Genomic DNA, 22,962 nt, shown 5'->3' with positions numbered 1-22,962 from the left:
GGAACTGCTGTCCCGGCAGGGGGAGGGTGTGGCCAGGTTAATGGTTTGATGAAGGGGAGATAATGGGATAAAGCAGCCGCAAACTAAGGCTCTCTCTTCAACTGAGGTGAGTAGCTGATGTAGTCGCTGCTTAGGTAGCCTGGAGAGGCTAGGCCGGAGGGTTTCCCATGTCCCATTTTCTCTTTGCAGCGGCGGAACTGGCGCCTCTGCTCCGGCAGCAAGGTCGGCGGTTTACCACTGGCTATCTCCACCTTCACCTTAGGGGCGAGGATCCCGCCGAGGGCACAGAGCCTTGGGTCCTGACCTACTACCACGGCCGGCTGCTTTTTTCCGCCGATCAGCCCCTCAATGCCCCGATCCTACTGCGACGGCTATCGCGCTTTATCCCCCGCCTCAACCTGGACTGGCCCCAGCGGGTTATCCGTGTGCTGCAGCAGCGGCTGCTCCCAGACAACTCCCTGCCGGAGTTACTGGAGATGATGACCGAGCTGGGCTTGATAAAGCCAGGCGAGCTGGAAGATGCCCTCTGGATGAACCTGCTTACCGATTTTGACCGCTACCTGTTCGAGTGTGCTCCGCACCGCTCACGCGAACGGGGGGGCACTTGCTACTTCGAGGTGCAGGAACGGGTTGCCCAGGAGGCCCCTATTGGTGGGTTTGAGCTGGAGCCCCTGCTGCAAGAAGCAGCTCGCCGCCACGAATGTGCTCCGCACCGCTAACGCGAACGCGTGATTACAACGGGCAACCCCGCCGAGGTGCTCCCCCTCCTGTTCCAGCACCGGCCTCACCTGCTATTGATGGACAATGTGCTCCGCACCGCTAACGCGATCGCCATGCCCGGGAATGTGCTCCGCACCGCTAACGCGAACGACGGCATAGAGCTCTGCCGCATCGTGCGCAGCCTGGAAGCGTTCAAGTCTCTCCCTATCCTGATGGTTACCTCGCGGGACAGCTTGCTGGATCGCATCCGCGGCAAGTGGTCGGGCGCAACCGGCTACCTGACCAAGCCTTTTAGCGAAAGCCAGCTCACTGCCGAGGTGGAGCGGCTCCTAGCCCAGGCCCAAGATCCCAACTCCCGCTCTCTCCGAGGAGCCCAAACCAACTCGCCCAGCTTATGGCTGGGATCCCTTTCCCCCTTTGGGGATCAGGCCAAGGCTTAGCAAGCAGGCCAAGGAAGCCGAAGCATGTTTACGGGTCTAGTGCGCAGTTTGGGTACAGCTCAGTTGATCTCGTCTTCGCAGGTACGGGTTACCTGCCCAGAGCTGCAGCCGCAGTTAGCCTGTGGGGATAGCGTGGCGGTGGATGGCCTCTGCCTGACAGTGGTAGAGATCCTGCCCGATGGCTTTTTGGCAGATGTCTCGCCGGAAACCCTGCGCCGCTCGACCTGGGGCTGCGGATCCCCAGGGCCACGCCCAGTCAACCTGGAACCGGCGCTGCGGCTGGGGGACAAGTTAGGGGGGCATTTCGTCAGCGGCCATATCGACGGGGTGGGGCACCTCTGCGAACAAGCAGCCACCGGCAACGCCTGGGAGCTGAGCTTCGAGGTGCCGGCGGCCATCGGCCGCTACATCGTGCCCAAGGGCAGTGTGGCGGTGAACGGCGTCAGCCTGACCATTGCCGAGATCCGCCAAGGGGGATGTTGGTTTAAGGTGGCGGTGATCCCGCATACCTACCGCCAGACCAACCTTTCCCTGCTGCAAGTAGGGGATCCGGTAAACGTGGAGGCAGATCTCCTGGGCAAATATGTGGAAAAATTCTTGGGCCTGGCCCCGCCGGAGAGCAGCCTCTCCCTGGAGTTTCTAGCCGAGCACGGCTACGTTTAATCCCAGCCGTTCGCGTAGCGGGACGGAGTCCTTGCCCCCATGATCCCTCCCCAAGAAGCCGAACGCCTGCGCGGCGTCACTGTCTATTTGATTGGCATGATGGGCAGCGGCAAGTCCACCCTGGGAGCTGAGCTGGCAGCCCAGTTGCGCCGTCCCTTCTTTGATACCGATGCTCTGGTGGAGCAGGTAGCCGGCTGTTCGATTGCCCAGATCTTTGCCGAGCAGGGAGAAGCCCACTTCCGGGAGCTGGAGACCCAGGTGTTGGCGCAACTGAGCGGCTACACTCGCCTGGTTATTGCCACCGGCGGCGGCATTGTGCTGCGGCCCAAAAATTGGAGCTACCTGCACCACGGCCTCACCGTCTGGCTGGATGTGGCCCCTGAGCTCATTTGGCAGCGGCTGAGCCGGGATCCTGGCCAACGTCCCCTCCTGCAAACTCCCGATCCCCAGACTGCTCTGCAGAGGCTCATGCGGGAACGAGAACCCTTCTACGCCCAGGCCGATGTGCGGGTGCCCATCCACTCAGAAACCAGCCTGTCCCAGCTGGTTCAACAGGTCTGGCAGGCCATTTGCGCCCGCCTGCGAGAGCAGCCGCCCTGCAACCCGTAGCAAAACCCCCAAAAATAGGAGGGGAGGGTCTGGTATTGCAGCAGGGAGGGCAGTGTGGTACAGGCCAGGATTTTGTTTGCAGCGGCGGAAGCAGCGCCCTTGGCAAAGGTAGGGGGGATGGGGGATGTGGTGGGATCCCTGCCTGTTGTTTTGCGCCAGCTGGGGCAGGACGTGCGCATCATCATGCCCCTATACGGATTTTTGTGGGACCAATTTGGCCCAGAGCCGGGGCAATACCCCCGCTCCAAAGACCCCATTTGGTCGAAGCAGGTCATGGGCCAGGTGGCCGATATCTACGAAAGCGTTTTACCCGGCACCGATGTCCCCCTTTACCTGGTCAGCCACTACTGCTTTGCCCCCCACCGCATCTACTACGGCGAGGACGAGTTTTGGCGCTTTACGTTTTTTGCCAATGCCGTGGCCGAATTTGCCTGGACCTACTACCCCTGGAGGCCCAACATCATCCACTGCCACGATTGGCACACCGGCATGATCCCGGCCTGGATGCACCAGGCTCCCGATATCGGCACCGTCTTTACCATTCACAACCTGGCCTATCAGGGACCGTGGCGCTGGCAACTGGAACGCATGACCTGGCTGCCCTGGTATTTTTCCGCCCACAACACTATGGCCGCCGGGATCCTCTACGCCGACCAGGTAACCACCGTTTCGCCCACCTACGCCCTGGAGATCCGCACCAGTCTCTATGGAGAAGGCCTCCAGGATCTGCTGGCTTGGAAAGGAGAACGCCTGTGGGGGATCTTAAACGGGATCGACACCGAGAAGTTCGATCCCCGCACGGATCCCCATCTAGCCGCCAACTTCAGCATCGACGACCTCAGCGGTCGAGCGGTGAACAAGGCCGTGCTGCAGACCCGCCTGGGTTTGACCGTCAACCCCGACGTCTTTCTCATGGGCATGGTGACCCGTTTGGTGGAACAAAAGGGGATTGACTTGGTCATTCAAACCGTGGAGCGCTTTCTGGCCTACAGTGACTCGCAATTTGTCTTGCTGGGCAGCGGCGAAGCCCACTACGAAGAGCGGCTCCGGGAAATGGCCCAGCGGCACCCAGGCCGAATGTCCTATCAGCAGGGCTATCAGCCGCAACTGGCCCAGTTAATCTATGGGGGGGCAGATGTTTTCTTAATGCCCAGCCGCTTTGAGCCCTGCGGCATTAGCCAGATGATTGCCATGCGCTACGGCTGTGTGCCCATTGTCCGCCGTACAGGGGGACTGGTGGATACGGTCAGCCACCATATTCCCAGCAAAGGGATCGGCACCGGCTACTGCTTTGACCGCTACGAGGCTCTGGACTTCTACACTTGTCTAGCGCGGGCTTGGGAGGCGTTTCAGCACAAGGAGACTTGGCAAGCGCTGCAAAAGCGAGGCATGGCCAGCGATTTCAGTTGGCACCGCTCGGCTTTGCAGTACCTGCGCCTGTACGAGCGGATTATGAACTTGCCCCTGCTGCCAGAAAAAGTTCCCTCCCAGGCTCAACCGGCTTCCCCGCCGTCTGAACAGTTGCCTCCTCAGCAACCGCTAGGGGAGGGGATCCCTGAGCTGCAGCAAAGCCCCGCGGAGTGAGGTAGAGTGGAACGGGTTAGCAAGGTTTTGAGGGTTACTTGCCAATGCTCCGACGACCCCCTACTGGTGGTCGAACTGCTGCTCGTGGCCTTGCCTTCCTGCCCCGTTCTTGGGTACAGCTGGCCTTTGGCTTGTTGCTTGGCCTAGTGCTGGGTGTCGGTTCAGGTCTTTGGGCTACGGCTCAAGAAGTGCCCGCCCGCCAGCAGCTTATTCCCAATCCCCAGCAGTTTCGGGCCCTAGAACAACCCAGCAGCGCTCTCAGCGCGTTGCGAGCTGAACAGTTGGCTGCTGAGGCCAACGCTGCCATTCAGGCCCAAAACTACGACCGAGCCATCGAGCTCCTGCAGCAGGTGTTTAACGCCTACAACCAGCGCTCCAACTACCACCAGGATCTCTCCCGCGCTTTTGCCGGGATCCAAAACCGCATCTCCGAAGAGCAGCGGGAGCTGGCCCGCGTTGCCGCCCAGGCTCGGGATCAGGCCGCCTACGACCTGGCCGTGGTCTATCGGGCTGCCGGGCGCCCTGAGGAGGCCGTGGGCTGGTTGATCCAGGTCATCAAAAGCCAAACCCCAACCCGGGAGCTAGGCACCCAGGCCTACCAGCAGCTGCTGGAAATTGGCTTTGTTAGCACTCCTTTTCCCTAGGGCTTTTCTTCCAGATTGCGGTAGAAAGCCAGCGCCGTTTGCCCATAAGCCCGCTGGTCGACGCGCAGGAGAGATCCCACCTGCTCTGGCAGCTTTTGGCCGCTGCGATGCTCGACAATCAAGGTTCCACCTGGCTTGAGCAAGGGCGGGATCAGCGGCAGAAGCGGGGCGTACAGACCGGCGTCATGGGGGGGATCAAAATAGACGTAATCGAAAGGATCCAAACCCAGGCCGCGGCTGAGCAGCTTGCGGGCATCCCCCTGAATCACCTGGAAAGATTGTCCCGGCTGAGCTACCTTTGCCCAGTTGGCCTGGATGAGGCGACAGGCCGGCGCAGCGATCTCAATGCCGGCCACGAAGGCTGCCCCATGGCACAAGGCTTCTGCCCCTACCGTGCCGGCTCCACAGCAGAGATCCAGCCAGCGACAGTCCTTCACCTGCCCCTGCAAAATGTTGAACAGGGCTTGCCTCACCCGCCCAGGGGTGGGCCGAGTTCCCCGGCCAGCAGGGGTTTGCAGCGTCCGTTTGCCACTGATGCGCAGGCCCATCGGTTTAGGGAGAGGGAGTCGGTGTAGGCAACTGGACGGTCAGCCCACTGCGCTGGGCGGCGCGATCCCGCTCCATCTGGATCTGCTCCACCAAGGCTTTCGGCAACTGGCTAGAGGCCTGCAAAGCCTGGTCGAAAAGGGGAACCGCCTCCCGGTCTTGACCCTTGGCAACCAGGATTTGCGCCTTGAGGTAGTAAAGTTCGGGGTTGTTGCAGGAAACAGCAATTGCCCGATCCACCGCCGCCAGCGCTTCGTCATAGCGCTGCATATCCCGGTAGGCCAGCGCTTGGCCACGGTAGGACAAATACTCAGGCGCTGCTAGGCGAAATTGGTTCAAAGCCTTCTCCCGATAGGTTAGCAGCAAGTCGATATAGCCGTTGAGAAGATTGAGCTCCGGGTCGCTGCTGTCTACTGCCTGGGCGGCGCGAATGGACGCAAACAATTGGTTGAGAGTGGGCAACGCCTTAGGCAAGCCGAGCACTACCCCTTCCCGCACCACAATGTTGGCCGCTTCCAACCCATAGCCCACGCCCTCGTACAGGTTGCCGCGCAAGGGATCCGTCTTCTTCAGCTCGGCGGCCACCTGGCGGGTTTGGGTGGCTAACTGGGCAAAAGCATCCAGATCCCCCTCCTGGTAGGCCAGCGCCGCCAGCAGGGCGTAGACCATCGGCTCTTTGGGAGAAGCTTGTCTAGCCTTCTCTAGCTTCTCCCGGCTCTGCGTGTAGCGGCCTGCGCAGAAGAACTCCTCAAAGGCACTAGCCACCTCTGGCTTGATGGGGCGGGCATTGGCCCCACTGCGGAAGGGATCCTGCGCCCAAACCGGCCCAGCCGCTGCCCATACCCAACACAGGATCCCTACCAGCTTGCTGACTCTGCTAAACCTGCGGCTTTTCATCCCCACGCCCGGATCAATGCCAGTTTGACCTGCTTTTTACCGCAGCAGTTGGGCAATGGAGGCAATGGCTGCCTCCTGGACCAGCTCATCCGTCTCATGGGCCAGGAGCTCGTGCAAAGGCTGAAGGGCGCGCGGATCCCCAATCTGACCAAGGGCGCGAGCTGCCGCCTCCCGCACTGCTGGCTCCCTGTCCGCAAGCTTGGTCAGCAAAGCCGGCACCGCCTCAACCGCCCGCATCTGCCCTAGACGGTAGATTGTTTGCACTTGGGCCTCCAGAGGAGTTGCCGCCAAGCTAGGCTCGTATCCAAAACCCTGATCTACCGGGGCAATAGCCGAGAGAGCCTGCAGAGCCTCCAGGGCACGATACCGCTCCACCTCGTTCAGGTGCGGCAGTTGAGCCAACAGGTTGTCAAAAGCCTGCTGCACCGGATCGGCAGCTGACGCCTGCTCAACGATGCGGGCAAGGTTTTGGTTGGCCTGCAGCTGTTGCCAAGACTGGAACAGGGTTAGGCCGGCAACCACCAAGGCAGCATCGGCCAAAATCGCCAGCAGCGCCAGGCCGCCCCAGATTTTGCTGCGACGGCTGAGCTTGCGGATCTGCTTATCTACGTAGACAAAAGCCTGGTGCTGCCGCTCCCAAAAATCGGGGGCTACCTGCAGGGTTTGGGCGCTGAGATCAGGGGACAGAAGGTTTTCCTCACGGGCCACCTCCAAGCTTTGCAGCCTCTGGTTCAACCGAGAAAAGTGCCTTGTCCAGAGCCACGTAAACATTGGATCCCACCCTCTCTCCGATCCTGCCACTAGAAGCACGCCCGCCTGACACGGCAAGCTAGAGACCCTGCTCGCCTCCCGTGTCAGGAAAAGTTTGCCGCCTTCCCTCTGCCGACGGGAGAACCTAAGCGCCAGGATAACAAAAGCTTCTGCCCCTCACCAGCCAGTCTTTGCAAGTTGCAACCCTGGCGGTTCAGGATGCTAGCGAATGGTCTGGGGTTGGGGCTGCGTACGACTTTGCAACCGGGAGGAGCCGCCAGAGTGTACTGCCTGCCCGCCCCTATGGGATCCAAACCCCCGCATTAATCGTCTTGGGGGAGGTTTCGACGCCAGGCCGTTTGGCTCCATTGCAGTTGTCGCAAGATCCCGCGCAGCAAGGCCACCTCGGACACGGTCAAGCCGGCGCGGTGAAAGAGGGCGCGCAGCTTGAGCATCTTGCGGCGGGCCGTGTGGGGATACAGGTAGCCAATTTGCAATAGCAGCGCCTCCAGCTGGCCGAAAAAGCCCTCCAGCAATTCGAAGGGAGCTGGCTTGGAGAGGCCAGGGCTAGGCGGAAGCGGCGGATCTGGGCAAAGGAGGGTGCGCAGCTCGTAGCAGCAGATGCCCACCGCCTGAGCCAGGTTGAGGGAAGGGTAGGCCGGATCGGTGGGGATCTGGATTTGGCGATGGCAGAGGGCCAGCTCTTCGTTGCTCAAGCCCTGATCTTCAGGGCCAAACACCAAAGCCACAGGACCGGCGGCCAGTAGCTCGGGAAAGGCTTGGCGGGGAGATTGAACTTGCCACTCGGGGGGGTAGGGCTCGCGGCGGCCTGCAGTCCCGAAGACCTGGACACATCCCTGGAGGGCCTCCGCCAGAGTTGGCACTTGCCGGGCTTGGCGGAGCAAGTCGGCGCCATGCACAGCCATGGTAACTGCTTCGGGATCAAGGGGATCGCAGCGGGGATCCACCAAGACCCACTGTCGCAGACCCATGTTTTTCATCACGCGGGCAATGGCGCCCAGGTTGCGCGGCCCCACTGGTCGCACCAGGACAATCCGCACCTGGGCCAATTGCTCCTGAACCCTGGGGGAGGGTGTCTGCATCGCCTGGGGTTACGGATAGAGTAGAGGAACTAGATCCTGCCACAACTAGCCCTATGGGATCTGCTTACCGCTGCTGGCTAGGCCTGCTGTGTTTTGTGCTGCTGGGGCTTTGCTGGGGATCGGCGGGGCTGGCTGCGCCGGAAAGACTGTCCTCCACCTTAGAGCCGGCCCAGGGGGTTTCTCTAGCGGAGGCGCGACAGCGGTTGGAAGCCATTGCCGAGGCGATGCGCTCAATTCGCCTTTGCAACCGTCCCAATTGCCGCTACCGCGATATTTCCGTCGAGGTACATCCCATAGCAGGAGCCGAGCCCCCGGAGTACGAGGGCAGGATCGACGCCACTATCGACCGTCCCTCTGGCAGCTTCGACAGGGCCCGCTACCGGCTGCGATTCCAGGGAGGGCGTTGGCAGTTGCTGGGAGGCGAAGAGGTGTCCGATGTCTCCTCCTTCTTCTTCGAGGGAGATAGCTACGAGGTGTTCAGCGCCTACGGCACTCGCAGTCGCAAGGCCAGATTGGCAGACGCCAGCAGCAGGCTGCGCGTGGGCTACCGGGAGCTGTACTACCGGGTTTTCGACCAGGGCCAAGAGCGTCTTGCGGCAGGAGCACCATGAGAAGTCAACAGCGCACCTTGGCCAGCTCTATTTCCCTAGAAGGCGTCGGCCTACACACCGGCCTGCCGGTCCGCTGCAGTCTCCACCCCGCCCCCGCTGGCAGCGGTCGGGTCTTCGTGCGGGTGGACCAGCCAGGCTCCCCTCCTATCCCTGCCCAGGTGGGATCCCTGGCTCCTGCTGCCCTCTGCACCCGCCTGCAGCAGGGCTCTGCTCAGGTGCAGACGGTGGAACACCTCCTAGCTGCCCTTTACGTTCTGGGCATCGACAACTGCCGCATTGAGGTAGAAGGACCAGAGCTGCCGATCCTCGATGGCTCGGCCCTGCCCTTTGTGGAGGCCATTGTCCAGGCCGGGATCTTGGCCCAGGAGCAGCCAGCCCTGGTGGGCGTGGTTCAAGAGCCGGTTACCGTCTGGGCAGGGGAGGCTTTTGTCAGTGCCCTGCCCCACCCCGAGGCCCGCTTTACCTATGGCATCGAGTTTGCCGACTCTCCCATTGGCCAACAGTGGCTAAGCTGGAGGGAAGATAGGCCGGATTTTGTCTGCTCCATCGCAGCGGCGCGTACTTTTTCCCGCCAGCAAGATGCGGAGCTAGCCCGCCAACAGGGGCTAATCCAAGGGGGCAGCCTGGAAAACGCCATTGTCTGTACTGCAACCGCGTGGCTGGGACCCCTGCGCTACCCCGATGAGCCGGTGCGCCATAAGCTGATAGATTTACTAGGAGATCTCAGCCTACTGGGCTGCCACCTCCAGGGGCACATTGTAGCCTACAAGGCAGGGCATGCCCTACACCACCGTCTGGCCAAACAGTTGCTAAGGAGCGGATCCCTCCAGATTCAGGCGGAGGCAACACCAGAAAGGGATCCTGGCTGCCACGGCAAGCTGGCCTCTCTCCTGCAGTCTTGACAGGATGCACTGCCCGCTATCGTGGGACTAGGCCATCTCCCCTTTAGGCTTTGAGGTTTGTCTTCCAGCTCTTTGGGTTTGCCATGTCCTCCGATGTCTGTCCTCCTCCCCCTCTCTCGGCTGAAGCAGCGGCTCAGTTGGCAGCTGCTCCCCCCGTTTTCACTACAGACCAAATCCTGGAGATTCTGCCCCACCGCTATCCCTTTTTGCTGGTGGACCGCGTGGTGGAGTATCTCCCAGGGCAACGGGCAGTGGGCCTCAAAAACGTCACCTTCAATGAGCCTTTTTTCCAGGGACATTTTCCCAACCGCCCCATTATGCCCGGTGTCCTCATTGTTGAGGCCATGGCTCAGGTGGGAGGGATCGTCCTGACCAAGCTGCCGGATGCAGCCGGGCGCCTAGCTCTTTTTGCCGGCATCGATGGGGTACGCTTTCGCCGCCCCGTCCTGCCTGGAGATCAACTGCTGCTGTCAGCTGACCTGCTCACCATCCGGCAAAAGCGCATCGGCAAGATGTTCTGCCGGGCTCAGGTGGGGGGGCAATTGGTTACTGAAGGCGAGCTGATGTTTTCCTTGGTGGACTGAGTAATCTGTAGGAAAGCCTCACCGCGCCCCTCCAAACCATGCTGCCTGTACGTCCCCGGGAAACGGTTTCCATGTTAACCCGCGATGGGATCCAACTGGACGCGGATATCTATCGCCCCGAGGGGGAAGGGAGCTATCCGGTTTTGCTCATGCGGCAGCCCTATGGCCGGGCCATTGCTTCGACGGTAGTGTACGCCCATCCGCGCTGGTACGCAGCCCATGGCTATATTGTGGTCATCCAGGATGTGCGTGGGCGAGGCACTTCCAAAGGCTCCTTCTACCCCTTCCGCCACGAAGTTGAAGATGGGTTCGACGCCGTCAGCTGGGCGGCTGCTTTGCCAGGGAGCAACGGCGCGGTGGGTATGTACGGCTTTTCCTACCAGGGCATGACCCAGCTGTATGCCGCCTCTGCCCGTCCCAGCGCTTTGAAAACCATCTGCCCGGCAATGCTGCCCTACGACCTTTACGCGGATGCCGCCTACCCTGGGGGAGCCTTTGCCTTCTACAACAACCTCAGTTGGGCCCTGCAACTGGAAGCCGAGGGAGCACGCCGGCGGGGAGATGCCAGTGCCTATCAGGCCCTCTTCAAGGCGTCGCGCAACTTGCCCCTCCACGACCCTATCCTCCTCAAGCCGGGCGTGCTGCAGCAATATGCGCCCCAGTCCTATTACTTCGACTGGCTGGATCACAGCGAGCCGGACGACTACTGGCGCCAGCTCTCCCCTCGGCTGGAGGCGGTGGACCTGCCAATGCTGCACATTGCCGGCTGGTTTGACAGCTACCTGAGTGGCAGCCTACGCCTCTACAAGGAGATGAGTGCCCGCAGCCAGAACCCCCAATACCTGGTTGTCGGGCCGTGGGCCCACCTCCCTTGGGGGCGCAGGGTGGGAGCGCTGGATTTTGGCCCTGAGGCCGTCAGCCCCATCGATCGGCTGCAGGTGCGCTGGTTTGACCAGTTCCTCAAAGGCAAGGACACAGGGATCCTCCAAGAGCCGCCGGTGCGCCTGTTCGAGATGGGCTCCAACCGCTGGCGCAGCCTTGAGGCCTGGCCCAACCCTGAGCCAAAAGCTCTTTACCTGCACAGCACTGGTCTAGCTGCCCTTTCCGAACTCGAGGGATTCCTCCGCCCGGAGCCCCCGCCGAGGCAGCAGTCGGATACTTTTGTTCACGATCCCTGGCGACCGGTACCCGCCCTGGGGGGTCACCTGGTTTACCCTGCCGGACCCCAAGAGCGCTCTGCTGTTGACTGCCGCACCGATGTTCTTACCTACACCACTCCCCCCCTAGAAACCGACCTCCTCCTGGCGGGGGACATCACGGCAGAGCTCTACGTCGAGGCGGACAGCCCCAGCTTTGATCTCTGCGCCGTGCTCTCGGTAGTGAGGCCGGATGGCCAGGTGTATAACTTTTCCCAGGGCTACCGCCGTCTGCGGGATCCCCAGCCCAATGTCCCCATTGGGATCCCCTGTCAGCCCACCTGTATCCGCATTCCCCGTGGCCACGCTCTACGCCTTAGCCTAAGCGCAGCCTGTTTCCCTGCCTACCCTGTTAACCCAGGTACAGGCCAGCGGGAGGAGCGGCAAATGGAAGGCCGCGTTCTCACCCTGACTCTTCACAGCGGCGGCAACACGCCTTCGCGGTTAATCTTGCCCATTCTTGAGGAATAGTGCGGCTTTGCAATCTCTGCTTAACAAACGAAAATCAAACGCTAGGATGAGACCAGGTGGGCAAAAGAGCGCCATGTTGCAGGACCCAAAGCTAATCCGGCACTATCAAGCTCTAACCGATGCGCTGGTGGACAGTTGGCATCGCGGCTATCAGCGCATTGACGAGCTACGGCTGCTGGTGGACGGCTACCTGCTGGCCTTGCGAACTGGCAAGCAATTAGAGCCCTTTGAGATCTACCGCCTCGAAGATGAGGTCAACCGCTTCCTCTACGATCCCTCCAACTTCAAGGAGCCAGAACCGGAGCGGGAGACGGAGAGAACGCGGGGTTACTAACTTATCGACCAGTGGGCTGAAACCAGTCCTATGGCAGTCTGGGATACCCTGGCCACTTCCCGGCGCCCAGCTCTATTGGGATCTGGCCTCGGCCTAGGAATAGCCCTGACCCTCTGGTACGGGGCGTTTGGCTACCACGTACTGCAAATTGGGATCTGGCTGCTGAGCATTTTGCTGGTGGGGCTGTATGTGGCCCAGTTTCCCCCGGCTCAGCCCCCTTGGGATCCGACGCGGCTGCGCTGGCGCCAGGAGCTGCTGCACCTGGGGCTGTTGGCGTTGGTTTTTGCTCCCCTCTACCTCTACGACCTGGCCAACATCCCTTTTCAAATCAACACCGACGAGATTGTCATCACCTCCATGGCTCGTCGGGCTTCCGGGGTGCGCTACCCCGATCTCTTTGGGTTGATGCCAGAGTACTTCTATTTCCCCCGCTTTATGTTTAGCCTCTTTGGCGGCCTGACGCGGCTGATGGGAGGAGTCACCCTGGTCAATGTGCGCACGGTGCATGCCGCCTTTGGGGTGATTACTATTCTGGTGGCCTACGGGTTTTTTCGGTCGTTCTGGAACTCCCGGCTGGCCTTGGCAGGAGCGGCCCTTCTGGGATCCAACCACGCCTTGTTAGGCATTAGCCGCATGGCCATGCGGGAAAACCTGATTGTGCTGGTGGAGTGTGCAGCTCTGGCCCTGATCTTGAAGGGCGTGCGGGAAAAAAATCCCCTGCTTTTGTATTTGGGGGGAGGGGCAGCGGCTTTCTCCCTCTACGGCTATTTGCCAGGGCGCGTGGTGATCCTGTTGGGACTCCTGTTTGGCGTTCTGTACTTGCTCTTGAGGCGGGAGGATCTGCAGGCCAACCCCGTTTGGACCCTAGCCAAGCTGACAGTGCCGGCAGCGCTGGGATTTTTTCTGGTGGCCGCGCCCATTCTGGTAGCCACCGCCACTGCCCCCCCAGAAAGCGCCGAGTATGCCCGCCAGCAATTTCTCTTTTTCCCCGAGGGGCGGGCGCTGCAGCAAATGTGGGTGAACGCGGCTACGCCGGCAGAGGGGGTGTGGCGCAACATCCGCAATGGCCTGAGCATGTTCAACGACCCCAGCCAGCACGACCGGGGCTATATCTATCCCAACTACGGCCATGCCTTTGTGGATCCCTTGACAGGGATCTTGATTTGGCTAGGGCTGGGATCTGGGCTCTACCGCGTCCTCAGGGGGCGCAGCCAGCCGCACGACTGGCTCTGTATTGGCAGTTTCCTGTTTCTTTACCTGCTCTTTAGCCTGGCTATCACCAAAGCCCCCAACTATACCCGCCTGCTCGTGATCCTGCCCTTTGTAGCCTACCTAACCCTGGAAGGGATCCAGACGCTGGCCGCTCCCCTGGAACGTTGGGGATCCACCGTAACAGCAGTAGCGATGGCGGGCACCATCCTCCTCATTGGAGGCTGGAACTTGGCCATTTGGGGCGACTTTGTCCACAAGGGCTGGACGCAGGGCAACGACGTGGGAGCCACCGGGCGCTACGTGGCCGCTCGACAGAGGGATCCCAACCACCGCTTCTATTTGGCTGCTAGCGCCGCCTACCCCTATTTCAGTTGGGGAGAGCCTGCCTACTGGCAAAGTTGGATTCAATTTTTTGCCAGGCAAGAACAAGAGGTGAAGGTTTTTCCCCCCGAGACGTTGCTTAGCCAAGACCTAGAGCCGCCGTTTACCCTGTTTATGAACGAGGGGGTATGGGAGCAGCAAGGGGCAGCGCTGCGGCGACGCTTTCCCAAGGGTCAGCTGCATCGGATCCCAGCAGAGCGAGGGCTGTGGGCCTTTGAGGTGGCGGATCCTTAAGACTATGGCTGCTCTTGCTTGTCTTCTAAAGCCGTCACCTGCAGTTTCTTGGGGCTGGGCCTAGGAAGGGATCCCTGCGGAGGAGCCTGGCTTGGCAATCCAGTAGCCGCACTGGTGCTCCCCGTTAACTTGCCAGCTGAGGCGCTTCACCCGACAATCGGGCAGAGCGGCGGCAAACATCTCCAGCTCATGGCCGCAGACGCTGGGAAAACGCTGGGCAATCTGGGCAATGGCGCAATGGTGCTCCACCAGGACGTACTGCTCGACATACTGCTCAGAGCCTTCTGCTGGCCTGGGGGCAGCCAGGTGGTTGGGATAGGGGTGGTACTCGGCCATGTAGCCTTCTGCCTGGCGCAACTGTACCAGGCGCTCTAGCCGCTCGGCCAGGGATCCGGATCCCATCTGGGCTTGGTACTCCTGGGCTTTGCGTTGCCACTGCTGCTGGAGCAGGGATCCCATCTGTTCGGCTCCCAAGGTTTCGGCCAGCGTGTTGAGCAGGCCCAGGGCAAACTCGTCGTAGCGGGCAGGGAACTGCGCTTCCCCCTGGGGGCTAAGCTGATAGAAGTGCTGGGGACGGCCAAGGCCGCTGGGTTGAGCGACATGGCGGATCAGTCCCTCCGCCTCCAGATCCTTGAGGTGGCGGCGAATGGCCTGGGGAGAAATGCCCAAGTGCTCTGCTAGGGTTTGGGCAGTAGCCTGTCCTGCCTTGCGCAGGTAGATCAAAATAGCCTGCTTACTGGAAGTAGGCTGGGTAGCCTGGCCGGCGATCCTACGTGCTCGGTTCACCGTTGTCCTCCTGCCTATTTTGACAACGGGATCATTGCTAAAGTAACTTGAGGATTAGTTAAGCAACAACTATGTTGTTTTAGTTGGCCGTCTGTTCTTGCGCGCTTCTAATCCCTACTTGAGAGCCACCCATGTCTAAGAGCGTCCGCGCCCTGGTTAACCAGCCCTACAAGTACGGCTTTGTTACCGACATCCCTTCAGAATCCATCGGCAAGGGCCTAAACGAAGACATCATTCGCCAAATCTGGGCCAAGAAGGGGGAGCCGGACTTCATGCTGGAGTTCCGGCTGCGGGCCTACCGCCAGTGGCTGAAGATGAGCGAGCCCACTTGGCCAAACGTGACCTACCCCCCCATTGACTACCAAAACATCGTCTATTACTCGGCCCCCAAGGTGCGGGAGAAGAAAAAGAGCCTGGACGAAGTGGATCCGGTGCTGCTGGAGACTTTTGAAAAATTGGGGATCCCGCTGTCTGAACAGAAGCGACTGGCCAATGTAGCGGTGGACGCCATTTTCGACAGCGTCTCGGTGGCCACCACCTTCCGGGAAAAGCTGGCCAAGGAAGGGATCATCTTCTGCTCCATGTCGGAGGCGCTGCGGGAGTATCCCGAGCTGGTGCGTAAGTACTTGGGCACGGTGGTGCCTATCGCCGACAACTACTACGCGGCGCTGAACTCGGCGGTATTTAGCGACGGCTCCTTTGTCTACGTGCCCAAGGGGGTGCGCTGCCCCATGGAGCTCTCGACCTATTTCCGTATCAACAACAGCGAGTCGGGCCAGTTCGAGCGCACCTTGATCATTGCCGACGAGGGATCCTACGTCAGCTACCTGGAGGGCTGCACGGCCCCCATGTTCGACACCAACCAACTGCACGCAGCGGTGGTGGAGCTGATTGCCCTGGACAATGCCGAAATCAAGTACTCGACGGTGCAGAACTGGTATGCCGGTGACGAAAACGGCAGGGGCGGCATCTACAACTTTGTTACCAAGCGCGGCCTCTGCCAGGGGGCCAACTCTAAGATCTCCTGGACGCAGGTGGAGACTGGCTCCGCCATCACCTGGAAGTATCCAAGCTGTGTGTTGGTGGGGGAAAACTCGGTGGGCGAGTTTTACTCAGTTGCCCTGACCAACCACTACCAGCAGGCCGATACCGGCACCAAGATGATCCACATAGGCCGCAACACCCGCAGCCGAATTATCTCCAAAGGGATCTCGGCGGGGCATTCCAAAAACAGCTACCGCGGCTTGGTGAAAATTGGGCCGAAGGCAGAGGGCGCCCGCAACTTTTCCCAGTGTGATTCCCTGCTGATTGGGGATCAGTGCAGCGCCAACACCTTCCCCTACATCGAAGTGCAAAACAACACCGCCAAAGTGGAGCACGAAGCCTCAACCTCTAAGATTGGAGAAGAGCAGTTGTTTTACTTCCAGTCGCGCGGCATCTCTGCAGAGGATGCTGTGTCTATGATCATCAGCGGCTTCTGCCGGGAGGTGTTTAACCAACTGCCCATGGAGTTTGCCGTCGAGGCCGATCGCTTGCTGAGCTTGAAGCTAGAGGGATCCGTTGGCTAGATCCCCAGCAAGCTGAATTGGCCATTGCCGGCTTACTTTAGCTAGCTGCGCGATCCCAGGGTGAACGCTCGTCTGGAGGTCATTCAAGAGCAACCGCTGAGATGATCCGGGAAAACGGCCCTGTCATTTTATCTGTCCGCGATCTCACCGCTGAGATCGACGGCACCCCTATCCTCAAGGGGGTAAACCTGGAAGTTCGGGCTGGCGAGATCCACGCCATCATGGGGCCAAATGGCTCTGGGAAAAGCACCTTCTCCAAGATCCTGGCCGGCCACCCGGACTACCGGGTAACCGGGGGTGAGATCCTCTATTTGGGCAAGGATCTCTTGGCCATGGAACCGGAGGAGCGGGCCTGGGCTGGGATCTTTTTGGCCTTTCAATACCCCATCGAGATTCCAGGGGTAAGCAACTTGGATTTTCTGCGAGCTGCCTACAACGCCCGGCAGAAATACCGGGATCAGCCGGAAATGGATCCCCTTGAGTTTGACGACTTCGTGCGCCAAAAGCTGGAGCTGGTCAAAATGGATCCGGCTTTTTTGGAGCGCCCCGTCAACGAGGGGTTTTCTGGCGGCGAGAAAAAGCGCAACGAGATCCTGCAGATGGCCGTGCTGGAGCCGACCCTGGCCATTTTGGACGAGACGGACTCTGGCCTCGACATCGACGCGCTGCGCATCGTTGCCCAGGGCATCAACCAGCTAGCTGGCCCCGAGAAGGCCATACTCCTCATTACCCACTACCAGCGCCTGCTGGAGTATGTGACCCCTGACTGTGTGCATGTGATGGAAGGGGGGCGCATTGTCCTTAGCGGGGACAAGAGCTTGGCGCTGGAGCTGGAAAAGCGGGGCTACGACTGGCTTAGGGAGGAGGTGGGATGAGCGCTGCGGTGCCCAAGTCGTCGGTTAGAGAAAGCGACGCTGCCAGTTTTGGCCGCTCCTTTCTAGAGCACATTCTTAGCCAAATCCCGGAGGTGGAGGACTCCCACGCCACTCTGCGACAGCAGGCCCGCGCCCAACTGGCGGAACTGGGGATCCCCACTCCGCGCGAAGAGGACTGGAAATACAGCGACCTCTCGCCGCTAGTGGCCCACGCCTTTCGCTTGGCCGGCCCTGGGGAGGGGGATGTGAACCGGGCCACTCTGGAGCCCTGGCTGTGGTCGGAAAGCCGCCACAGCTATGCCGTCTTTGTCAACGGCTACTTCGCTCCCCACCTTTCTGACTTGAGCGGCCTGCCGTCGGCGCTGCGCCTTGCTCCCCTCAGCCAGGCTGCCTCTGGAGGGTTGCAAACCATCGCCAAGGTCGATGTCTTCAGCGCCCTCAACACCGCCCACCTAGGCGGCGGGATCCAGATTGAGCTCTTGCCCCACGAGAAGGTTTTGCCGCCCTTGCACCTACTTTGGATAACCGTGGCCCCTGAAGGAGAGGCGGTTTTGGCCCAGCCCCGCTGCCTGCTGACTTTGCCAGCCTACAGCTCCCTCACCCTAATTGAAGACCACCTTTCCTGGGGCTCGGGGATCCCCTTCAGCAACGCGGTTACCGAGATTGCCCTGGAAGAAGGATCCCGCCTGCACCACGTCCTCCTCCAGCGGCAGGGATCCCAGGCCTTTCACATCAACCAAACCGCCGTGCGCCAGGGCCGCTACAGCCACTACCGGCTGCAGGCCCTCCAGTGGGGATCCCAGTTTTCCCGCCACAACCTGGAGCTGGCCCAGGTGGAGCCCCAGGCCCACACCCACCTGCAGGGGCTGACCCTGTTGAAGGGATCCCAGCACAGCGACACCCACTCCCGCCTGCGGCATCAGGCCCCCCAGGGCAGCAGCCGCCAACTGCACAAGTGCATTGTCGACGAGACAGCCCGTGCCGTCTTCAGCGGGCGCATTCTGGTCAGCCGAGAAGCCCAACTGACCGACGCGGCCCAAACCAACCGCAACCTCCTCCTAAGCCCCAAGGCGCGAGTGGATACCCGGCCCCACCTAGAGATCTTCGCCGACAACGTCAAATGCACCCACGGAGCCACCGTGGGCCAACTGGAGGCAGAAGAGATCTTCTACCTGCAAAGCCGCGGCATTCCCTTGGCCCAAGCCCGCCAACTGCTCACCTATGCCTTTGCCGCCGAGATCCTAGAGGGGATCCCTGTGGCTCAACTTCCCTCCCTAGTAGCCCAGCAGTTGGCGCCCGGCTAATTTCCAGCAAACGGTGAGCACTTGCCGCTAGCTGAGGCCTTCTTCTAGCCGTCTTGCCAAGCCATTTGGGCAAAACAAATCCCCTCTCTCTGCTGCTTTATCCAGAGCCAGAACACCCATTGAACGCCCAATTGAGAAGAGCCTTTCTCCCCTAGAGTAAACACGACCTGGAGCGGAGCTGCAAGCTTTTGGTTGCAGAAGTACTTCAGGAGGTTATGATCCTAGAGAGGGCTTTAGGGTATTAGAAAATGTCGGATATACCACCACAACCTCTAACCGGGAAGGCTCTCTTGCAGAAGATAGAGGCTTTGGGGCACCTTTCGCGCCGGGAAACGGCAAAGCGCTGTGGCTATGTAACCGTGACCAAGAACAACAAGCTCCGCGTCAACTTAAACGCTTTTTACGATGCGGTGCTAGCGGCAAAAGGTCTCAGCCTTGGCCCAAGTAGCCGTGAAAAGCGCGGTCGCGAGCCCTCCTTTCGCGTCAGCGTTCACAAAAATGGGCAGATCATCATCGGGTCTGCCTACACCAAGCAGATGAATCTCAAGCCTGGCGATGAGTTTGAGATCCACCTAGGCTACAAGCACATTCACCTCAAGCAGGTGTTAAACGGCCAGGTCATGGAAGACTCAGCCTCAGGAGAAGCTGCCCCCAAAAAGACGCGGGGTCGCCGGAAAAAAGCAGCAGGAGGTTGAAAGCCTTCTGAGGAGAGGGACTCCAGTTGAGCAACTGTTGCAGCGGGGCTTTTTTGCCTCTTCGCCCTCTTTAAGAGGGGATCCAAAGCCTAGGTTCACCAAGCGTGCCAACCCTAGATTTGAGGATCCCTATGCCGCAGACGGTTCAACCTCCCCTCCAGTTTCTGCCGCCACGATTGACGCCTTGGGTGGTTCGTTTTGTCCAAACTGGCTTGCCTTTTTGGTTGCGCTGGACCAAAGGGATCCCGCGCGTCGAGGTGGAGGGAGGGGAGCGCTTGGCTCAGCTTTATCAGCAATTTGAAGCAGGCAAGATTCGCTTGTTGGTAGCCTTTCGCCACCCCACCCTCGATGACCCTCCCTGTCTGCTGTACCTGTTTGCTCACCTTTTGCCTCAGGTGGCCCGGCAACAGGGGATCCGGCTGCGGCAGCGGCCCCACGTCCTGTTTGTCTACGACCGCGGCCTGCCACTGTGGCTGGGGGCCATTGCCAGTTGGGGCTTGCCCCGGCTGGGCGGGATCCCCATTCTGCGGGGCCGTCTGGATCGGGCAGGGCTGAAGAGTTCCCGCGAGCAGCTAGTCTCGGGCCCCTATCCGTTGGCCGTGGCACCCGAGGGGACCATCAACGGCATGAGTGGGCTGCTCAACCCCCTGGAGCCGGGGGTAGCCCAGTTGAGCTTTTGGGCAGTGGAAGATCTGCTCAAGGCGGGGCGGCCAGAGGAAGTGCTGATCCTACCCGTGGGCCTCTGCTATCAGTACTTGAGGGATCCCCGGGCAGCCCTCGACAGGTTGCTCCGCCGCATGGAGGCCAACTGCCACCTGCCAACCGGGCGCTCAGCCCATGTCGGCAAAGAATCTCTCATGGCCCGCTTGCTCCGCTTGGCTGAACACCTCATTCAGACCCTGGAGAACTTTTACGAGCGCTTCTATGCCCCCACTTTGCCTGCGGCAACTTGGGCCAAGCGGGGAGAAGGAGGGGATCTGCGGACACGTCTGCAAAGCTTATTGGATCTGGCTTTGCGCGTGGCTGAGCAGCGCTTTGGCTTGCAACCTCAGGGAGACCTCATCGAGCGGCGACATCGCCTTGAGCAGGCAGGCTGGTCTTGGATCTACCGGGAAGATATTCCCGATGTTGCTGCCCTCTCTGCAGTAGAAAAAAGCCTAGCCAATCGCCTTGCCGCTGAAGCCACTTTCCACCTTTGGCACATGCGCTTGGTGGAGACCCTAATGGTATTTGCCGTCCGCCCTCTGCCTGAGCAGCCCAGCCCGGAGGAACTGGCCGAAACCGCCCTGCGGCTGTGGAACCTCCTGGCTTGGATCAAAGGCCAGAATCCCTTGGTTGCTCCTCCTCAGTTGGGGCCGCGGCTAGCCCATTTCCGCATCGGGGATCCCCTCTCCGTCTCAGAGCGTTGGCCCACCTACCAGGCCAACCGTCGGCAAGCTATCCAAGCTCTGACCCAGGATCTGCAGGCAGCAATGGAGCGGCTACTGCCCTCTCCTGTGGCCATCCCTGCGGGCTAACCCAAGCGAGCGTCCAAGAAGTTTTTTTAAGGCATTCTGGACAAACAAGACAAATCTTTGCATTAGGAGAAGGGAAGCTTCTGGCTCTTGCGGTAGAAAGATAGCAAAAAGGATCAGAGGGGTTGGCCTTCGTCGATGTCTGAAGAGCTGCTCCGCGCCATTCGCAAACGCGACCTCGAGGCCGCTACACTGGCTGTCCAGCAGCTGCGTTCCCAATGGCGTCTCAGTGAGGCAGCAATTACCTCGATGGTGATGGTGGCCGTGGAGCGGTTAGCTTGGGATGAAGGCGATCGGGCCGCCGCCAGGTGGCTGTTGCGCTGCTGCTCCCGACGACGGCGCTAGAAGCCTAAACCCTCGCTGCCGGCAGTAACCAGGCCTCTCTCCGCGTCCAAAGTAACAATAGCTCCGTCGCGGATGAGGCGCGTGGCATCTTTAACCCCCACCACCACCGGCACTCCCAGTCGCAGAGCAATTACGGCTGCGTGGGAGGAGACGCCGTCCTCTTCAGTAATGACTCCAGCCGCCTGCTTGATCGCCTCTACATAGCTAGCATCAGTGGCGCGGGCAACCAGGATATCGCCAGGGGTAATCTTGCTGGCCTCAAGGCCAGATCGGAGGATACGGGCAGGGCCGCTGACGGTGCCTTTGCCAAACCCTCTGCCTCTAGCCACCACCGCCTTCACCACTTCTACCTTGATAAGGTCAGTGGAGCCGGAAATGCCCGGCAGGGTGCCGGCAGTGAGCACCACCAAATCCCCGTCCTTGAGCAGGCCTTCTTCCTGGGCTACGTTAATGGCGGCTTGAAGGGTCTGGCGGCTGGTAGGCAAATCCAGAACCAACAGCGGGCGTACCCCCCACACCAACTGCAGCTGCCGCGCCACCTCCACATGGGGTGTTACGGCCAGGATGGGAGTGCGCGGGCGAAACCGCGAGACATTGCGGGCTGTGGCTCCGGTTTTGGTTAGGGTCATCACGGCTACCGCGTCCAGCTCCTCGGCAATTTCCCCCACGGCGCGGCTAATGGAATCGGCTATCAGGGCTTTGGGACGCAGCGAATTATCCTCGGCACAGCTACCCCTAGTCTGGCTCAACTCTTGCCGGGCAAGAGCGCGCAGGTGGTGGCGGCGATCCGCGTAGAGGGGATTAAAGTAGTCCTGTTCGATGCGCAGGGCAATGCGGGCCATGGTGGCCACCGCCTCGACAGGATACTTGCCCACCGCCGTCTCATTGGAGAGCATAACGGCATCGGTGCCGTCCAAAATGGCATTGGCTACATCCGAGATCTCAGCGCGGGTGGGGCGAGGGCTATGGGCCATGCTGTCCAGCATCTGGGTAGCGGTGATGACCGGGATCCCCAGGCAGTTGGCCATGGCGATGATCCGCTTCTGCAAGATCGGCACCTCTTCTGCCGGCAGCTCCACGCCCAGATCTCCCCGCGCCACCATCACCCCGTCGCTAAGAGCCAGGATCTGGGGCAGTTGCTGGATAGCCTCGTGTTTTTCAATCTTGACGATGATGGGAACTCGCTTGCCAGCGGCAGCCATCAGTTCCCGCAGCTCCAGGACATCCGAGGGATCCCGCACAAAGCTGAGGGCCACCCAGTCGACCCCTTGGTTGAGGCCGAAGTAGAGGTCTTCTTTGTCTTTTTCGGTAACGGCGCGGATGCTGAGGCGCACGCCGGGGAAGTTCACTCCCTTGTTGTCGGAGAGGGTGCCGCCGACAATGGTGCGGCAGAAGAGCTCGCCCGCTGCCGGATCCACCGCCTCCACGCGCATCTCCACTCGACCGTCATCCAGAAGGATGGTTGCTCCCTCCGGCACCTCTTGGGCCAGCTTGTCGTAGGTAACCCAACTGCGCTCCTGCGTTCCCAAAATGGGTTTGCTGGTGAGGACAAACGGATCCCCGCTCTTGAGGGTAATCGAGCCTTCGGCGAACTTGCCCAGGCGGATCTTGGGCCCCTGCAGGTCTTGCAAAATGGCAACCTGGATCCCCAGATCCATCGCCGTTTGGCGGATGAGGCGGATGTTGCGGCGGTGGAGATCGTGATCTCCATGGGAAAAGTTCAGGCGAAGGGTAGTTGCCCCTTGCAGGATCATTTCCCTGAGAATGGCTGGATCAGAGCTGGCGGGGCCAAGGGTAGCCACAATCTTGGTGCGTCGAAAAGACTCGCTTAAGTGCATGGCAATCTTTCCCAGGGAGAGCAGATCAAGATTGTTCCCCCACGCAGGGATCTCCTTGATACGATAGCCCGTAGTGTCTTTTTTGAGACCTTGCTTTCTAAGATTCCCAGTCCAGGAAAATGGGGTGAGCGCAGCTTCAAGTTTGGGTTGGGAGTG

Annotated in this window: 24 protein-coding genes; 18 read left to right on the top strand and 6 right to left on the bottom strand. The window is 60.4% G+C overall.

All coding sequences use genetic code 11. The features are described from left to right. The first annotated feature begins 167 nt into the window (after positions 1-167). From NW808_RS05300 to NW808_RS05275, 6 genes are read left to right on the top strand one after another with little or no spacing between them, the layout of a single operon-like run. Positions 168-719, top strand: a complete 552-nt coding sequence (locus NW808_RS05300; RefSeq protein WP_414420518.1) for a hypothetical protein — start codon at positions 168-170, stop codon at positions 717-719. 9 nt (positions 720-728) lie between these two features. Beyond that, on the top strand, positions 729-1,160 hold the full coding sequence (locus NW808_RS05295; protein ID WP_414410269.1) for a response regulator: 432 nt from the start codon (positions 729-731) through the stop codon (positions 1,158-1,160). 24 nt (positions 1,161-1,184) lie between these two features. Further along, positions 1,185-1,823 carry a riboflavin synthase gene (locus NW808_RS05290; RefSeq protein ID WP_414420517.1) on the top strand — a complete coding sequence of 213 codons (639 nt, stop codon included), beginning with the start codon at positions 1,185-1,187 and terminating at the stop codon, positions 1,821-1,823. 39 nt (positions 1,824-1,862) lie between these two features. After that, entirely contained in the window at positions 1,863-2,432 is a 570-nt protein-coding gene (locus NW808_RS05285) for a shikimate kinase (RefSeq protein WP_414420516.1), read from the top strand. A 54-nt stretch (positions 2,433-2,486) separates the two neighbouring features. Continuing rightward, on the top strand, positions 2,487-4,016 hold the full coding sequence (gene glgA, locus NW808_RS05280) for a glycogen synthase GlgA (protein WP_414420515.1): 1,530 nt from the start codon (positions 2,487-2,489) through the stop codon (positions 4,014-4,016). A 44-nt stretch (positions 4,017-4,060) separates the two neighbouring features. Next, positions 4,061-4,660 (top strand): hypothetical protein, encoded by a 600-nt coding sequence (locus NW808_RS05275; RefSeq protein ID WP_414410273.1) that lies wholly within the window; start codon positions 4,061-4,063, stop codon positions 4,658-4,660. Here the strand turns inward: NW808_RS05275 and rsmD are convergent. The 4 genes from rsmD to NW808_RS05255 all read right to left on the bottom strand — a co-directional run bounded on the left by rsmD (position 4,657) and on the right by NW808_RS05255 (position 7,956). Then, positions 4,657-5,208, bottom strand: coding sequence for a 16S rRNA (guanine(966)-N(2))-methyltransferase RsmD (rsmD, locus tag NW808_RS05270; protein ID WP_414410274.1), 552 nt, complete (start codon positions 5,206-5,208; stop codon positions 4,657-4,659). The genes NW808_RS05275 and rsmD overlap by 4 nt on opposite strands. Before the next feature lie 4 nt (positions 5,209-5,212). Continuing rightward, a complete protein-coding gene (locus NW808_RS05265) occupies positions 5,213-6,103 on the bottom strand; it encodes a Sll0314/Alr1548 family TPR repeat-containing protein (protein ID WP_414410275.1) in 891 nt (296 codons plus the stop codon). 36 nt (positions 6,104-6,139) lie between these two features. Beyond that, on the bottom strand, positions 6,140-6,874 hold the full coding sequence (locus tag NW808_RS05260) for a HEAT repeat domain-containing protein (RefSeq protein ID WP_414420514.1): 735 nt from the start codon (positions 6,872-6,874) through the stop codon (positions 6,140-6,142). A 302-nt stretch (positions 6,875-7,176) separates the two neighbouring features. Further along, complete coding sequence (locus NW808_RS05255) at positions 7,177-7,956, bottom strand: RNA methyltransferase (RefSeq protein ID WP_414394135.1); 780 nt, start codon at positions 7,954-7,956, stop codon at positions 7,177-7,179. A 53-nt stretch (positions 7,957-8,009) separates the two neighbouring features. Between NW808_RS05255 and NW808_RS05250 the strand changes: the two genes are divergently transcribed. The 6 genes from NW808_RS05250 (at position 8,010) to NW808_RS05225 (ending at position 13,881) form a co-directional block, all read left to right on the top strand. After that, positions 8,010-8,567, top strand: a complete 558-nt coding sequence (locus tag NW808_RS05250; RefSeq protein ID WP_414420513.1) for a hypothetical protein — start codon at positions 8,010-8,012, stop codon at positions 8,565-8,567. Further along, complete coding sequence (gene lpxC / locus NW808_RS05245; protein ID WP_414420512.1) at positions 8,564-9,469, top strand: UDP-3-O-acyl-N-acetylglucosamine deacetylase; 906 nt, start codon at positions 8,564-8,566, stop codon at positions 9,467-9,469. The genes NW808_RS05250 and lpxC overlap by 4 nt, the downstream gene beginning before the upstream one ends. Before the next feature lie 83 nt (positions 9,470-9,552). Beyond that, positions 9,553-10,053, top strand: coding sequence for a 3-hydroxyacyl-ACP dehydratase FabZ (fabZ, locus tag NW808_RS05240; RefSeq protein ID WP_414394140.1), 501 nt, complete (start codon positions 9,553-9,555; stop codon positions 10,051-10,053). A 38-nt stretch (positions 10,054-10,091) separates the two neighbouring features. After that, complete coding sequence (locus NW808_RS05235; RefSeq protein ID WP_414420511.1) at positions 10,092-11,720, top strand: CocE/NonD family hydrolase; 1,629 nt, start codon at positions 10,092-10,094, stop codon at positions 11,718-11,720. Between the two features lie 73 nt (positions 11,721-11,793). Then, on the top strand, positions 11,794-12,054 hold the full coding sequence (locus NW808_RS05230; RefSeq protein ID WP_414420510.1) for a DUF6761 family protein: 261 nt from the start codon (positions 11,794-11,796) through the stop codon (positions 12,052-12,054). Between the two features lie 30 nt (positions 12,055-12,084). Then, the gene (locus NW808_RS05225; RefSeq protein ID WP_414420509.1) at positions 12,085-13,881 is read left to right on the top strand and encodes a glycosyltransferase family 39 protein; all 1,797 of its coding nucleotides are present in this window, start codon (positions 12,085-12,087) and stop codon (positions 13,879-13,881) included. 60 nt (positions 13,882-13,941) lie between these two features. Here NW808_RS05225 and sufR read toward each other — a convergent pair whose 3' ends face one another. Continuing rightward, positions 13,942-14,667, bottom strand: coding sequence for an iron-sulfur cluster biosynthesis transcriptional regulator SufR (sufR, locus tag NW808_RS05220; protein WP_414420508.1), 726 nt, complete (start codon positions 14,665-14,667; stop codon positions 13,942-13,944). Between the two features lie 131 nt (positions 14,668-14,798). On the opposite strand from sufR, the gene sufB reads away from it, so the two are divergent. From sufB to NW808_RS05190, 6 genes are all read left to right on the top strand, one after another. Next, complete coding sequence (sufB, locus tag NW808_RS05215; protein ID WP_414420507.1) at positions 14,799-16,235, top strand: Fe-S cluster assembly protein SufB; 1,437 nt, start codon at positions 14,799-14,801, stop codon at positions 16,233-16,235. 101 nt (positions 16,236-16,336) lie between these two features. Further along, on the top strand, positions 16,337-17,110 hold the full coding sequence (sufC, locus tag NW808_RS05210; RefSeq protein WP_414410282.1) for a Fe-S cluster assembly ATPase SufC: 774 nt from the start codon (positions 16,337-16,339) through the stop codon (positions 17,108-17,110). Then, positions 17,107-18,414: a Fe-S cluster assembly protein SufD gene (gene sufD, locus NW808_RS05205; protein ID WP_414420506.1), complete on the top strand. Its 1,308-nt coding sequence runs from the start codon at positions 17,107-17,109 to the stop codon at positions 18,412-18,414. The genes sufC and sufD overlap by 4 nt, the downstream gene beginning before the upstream one ends. A gap of 248 nt (positions 18,415-18,662) precedes the next feature. After that, positions 18,663-19,109, top strand: a complete 447-nt coding sequence (locus tag NW808_RS05200; protein WP_414410284.1) for an AbrB family transcriptional regulator — start codon at positions 18,663-18,665, stop codon at positions 19,107-19,109. Positions 19,110-19,240: 131 nt separating this feature from the next. Continuing rightward, a complete protein-coding gene (locus NW808_RS05195) occupies positions 19,241-20,626 on the top strand; it encodes a 1-acyl-sn-glycerol-3-phosphate acyltransferase (protein ID WP_414404850.1) in 1,386 nt (461 codons plus the stop codon). Between the two features lie 135 nt (positions 20,627-20,761). Continuing rightward, a complete protein-coding gene (locus tag NW808_RS05190; protein ID WP_414410286.1) occupies positions 20,762-20,968 on the top strand; it encodes a hypothetical protein in 207 nt (68 codons plus the stop codon). On the opposite strand, the gene pyk is transcribed toward NW808_RS05190, so the two are convergent. Beyond that, entirely contained in the window at positions 20,965-22,806 is a 1,842-nt protein-coding gene (pyk, locus tag NW808_RS05185) for a pyruvate kinase (RefSeq protein ID WP_414420505.1), read from the bottom strand. The two genes, NW808_RS05190 and pyk, sit on opposite strands and share 4 nt — an antisense overlap. Positions 22,807-22,962: the final 156 nt, after the last annotated feature.

Source organism: Synechococcus sp. W70.1 (genome assembly GCF_047461515.1).
GTDB lineage: Bacteria > Cyanobacteriota > Cyanobacteriia > Thermostichales > Thermostichaceae > Thermostichus.
The sequence above is the reverse complement of the archived record's forward strand: the minus strand, read 5'-3'. Positions and strand labels throughout refer to the sequence as shown.

Coding starts and splice junctions, on each gene's coding strand:
- NW808_RS05300 (WP_414420518.1), top strand. CDS start 168: ATGTCCCATTTTCTCTTTGCAGCGGCGGAACTGGCGCCTCTGCTCCGG.
- NW808_RS05290 (WP_414420517.1), top strand. CDS start 1,185: ATGTTTACGGGTCTAGTGCGCAGTTTGGGTACAGCTCAGTTGATCTCG.
- NW808_RS05285 (WP_414420516.1), top strand. CDS start 1,863: ATGATCCCTCCCCAAGAAGCCGAACGCCTGCGCGGCGTCACTGTCTAT.
- NW808_RS05275 (WP_414410273.1), top strand. CDS start 4,061: ATGCTCCGACGACCCCCTACTGGTGGTCGAACTGCTGCTCGTGGCCTT.
- rsmD (WP_414410274.1), bottom strand. CDS start 5,208: ATGGGCCTGCGCATCAGTGGCAAACGGACGCTGCAAACCCCTGCTGGC.
- NW808_RS05265 (WP_414410275.1), bottom strand. CDS start 6,103: ATGAAAAGCCGCAGGTTTAGCAGAGTCAGCAAGCTGGTAGGGATCCTG.
- NW808_RS05260 (WP_414420514.1), bottom strand. CDS start 6,874: ATGTTTACGTGGCTCTGGACAAGGCACTTTTCTCGGTTGAACCAGAGG.
- NW808_RS05255 (WP_414394135.1), bottom strand. CDS start 7,956: ATGCAGACACCCTCCCCCAGGGTTCAGGAGCAATTGGCCCAGGTGCGG.
- NW808_RS05250 (WP_414420513.1), top strand. CDS start 8,010: ATGGGATCTGCTTACCGCTGCTGGCTAGGCCTGCTGTGTTTTGTGCTG.
- lpxC (WP_414420512.1), top strand. CDS start 8,564: ATGAGAAGTCAACAGCGCACCTTGGCCAGCTCTATTTCCCTAGAAGGC.
- fabZ (WP_414394140.1), top strand. CDS start 9,553: ATGTCCTCCGATGTCTGTCCTCCTCCCCCTCTCTCGGCTGAAGCAGCG.
- NW808_RS05235 (WP_414420511.1), top strand. CDS start 10,092: ATGCTGCCTGTACGTCCCCGGGAAACGGTTTCCATGTTAACCCGCGAT.
- NW808_RS05230 (WP_414420510.1), top strand. CDS start 11,794: ATGTTGCAGGACCCAAAGCTAATCCGGCACTATCAAGCTCTAACCGAT.
- NW808_RS05225 (WP_414420509.1), top strand. CDS start 12,085: ATGGCAGTCTGGGATACCCTGGCCACTTCCCGGCGCCCAGCTCTATTG.
- sufB (WP_414420507.1), top strand. CDS start 14,799: ATGTCTAAGAGCGTCCGCGCCCTGGTTAACCAGCCCTACAAGTACGGC.
- sufC (WP_414410282.1), top strand. CDS start 16,337: ATGATCCGGGAAAACGGCCCTGTCATTTTATCTGTCCGCGATCTCACC.
- sufD (WP_414420506.1), top strand. CDS start 17,107: ATGAGCGCTGCGGTGCCCAAGTCGTCGGTTAGAGAAAGCGACGCTGCC.
- NW808_RS05200 (WP_414410284.1), top strand. CDS start 18,663: ATGTCGGATATACCACCACAACCTCTAACCGGGAAGGCTCTCTTGCAG.
- NW808_RS05195 (WP_414404850.1), top strand. CDS start 19,241: ATGCCGCAGACGGTTCAACCTCCCCTCCAGTTTCTGCCGCCACGATTG.
- NW808_RS05190 (WP_414410286.1), top strand. CDS start 20,762: ATGTCTGAAGAGCTGCTCCGCGCCATTCGCAAACGCGACCTCGAGGCC.
- pyk (WP_414420505.1), bottom strand. CDS start 22,806: ATGCACTTAAGCGAGTCTTTTCGACGCACCAAGATTGTGGCTACCCTT.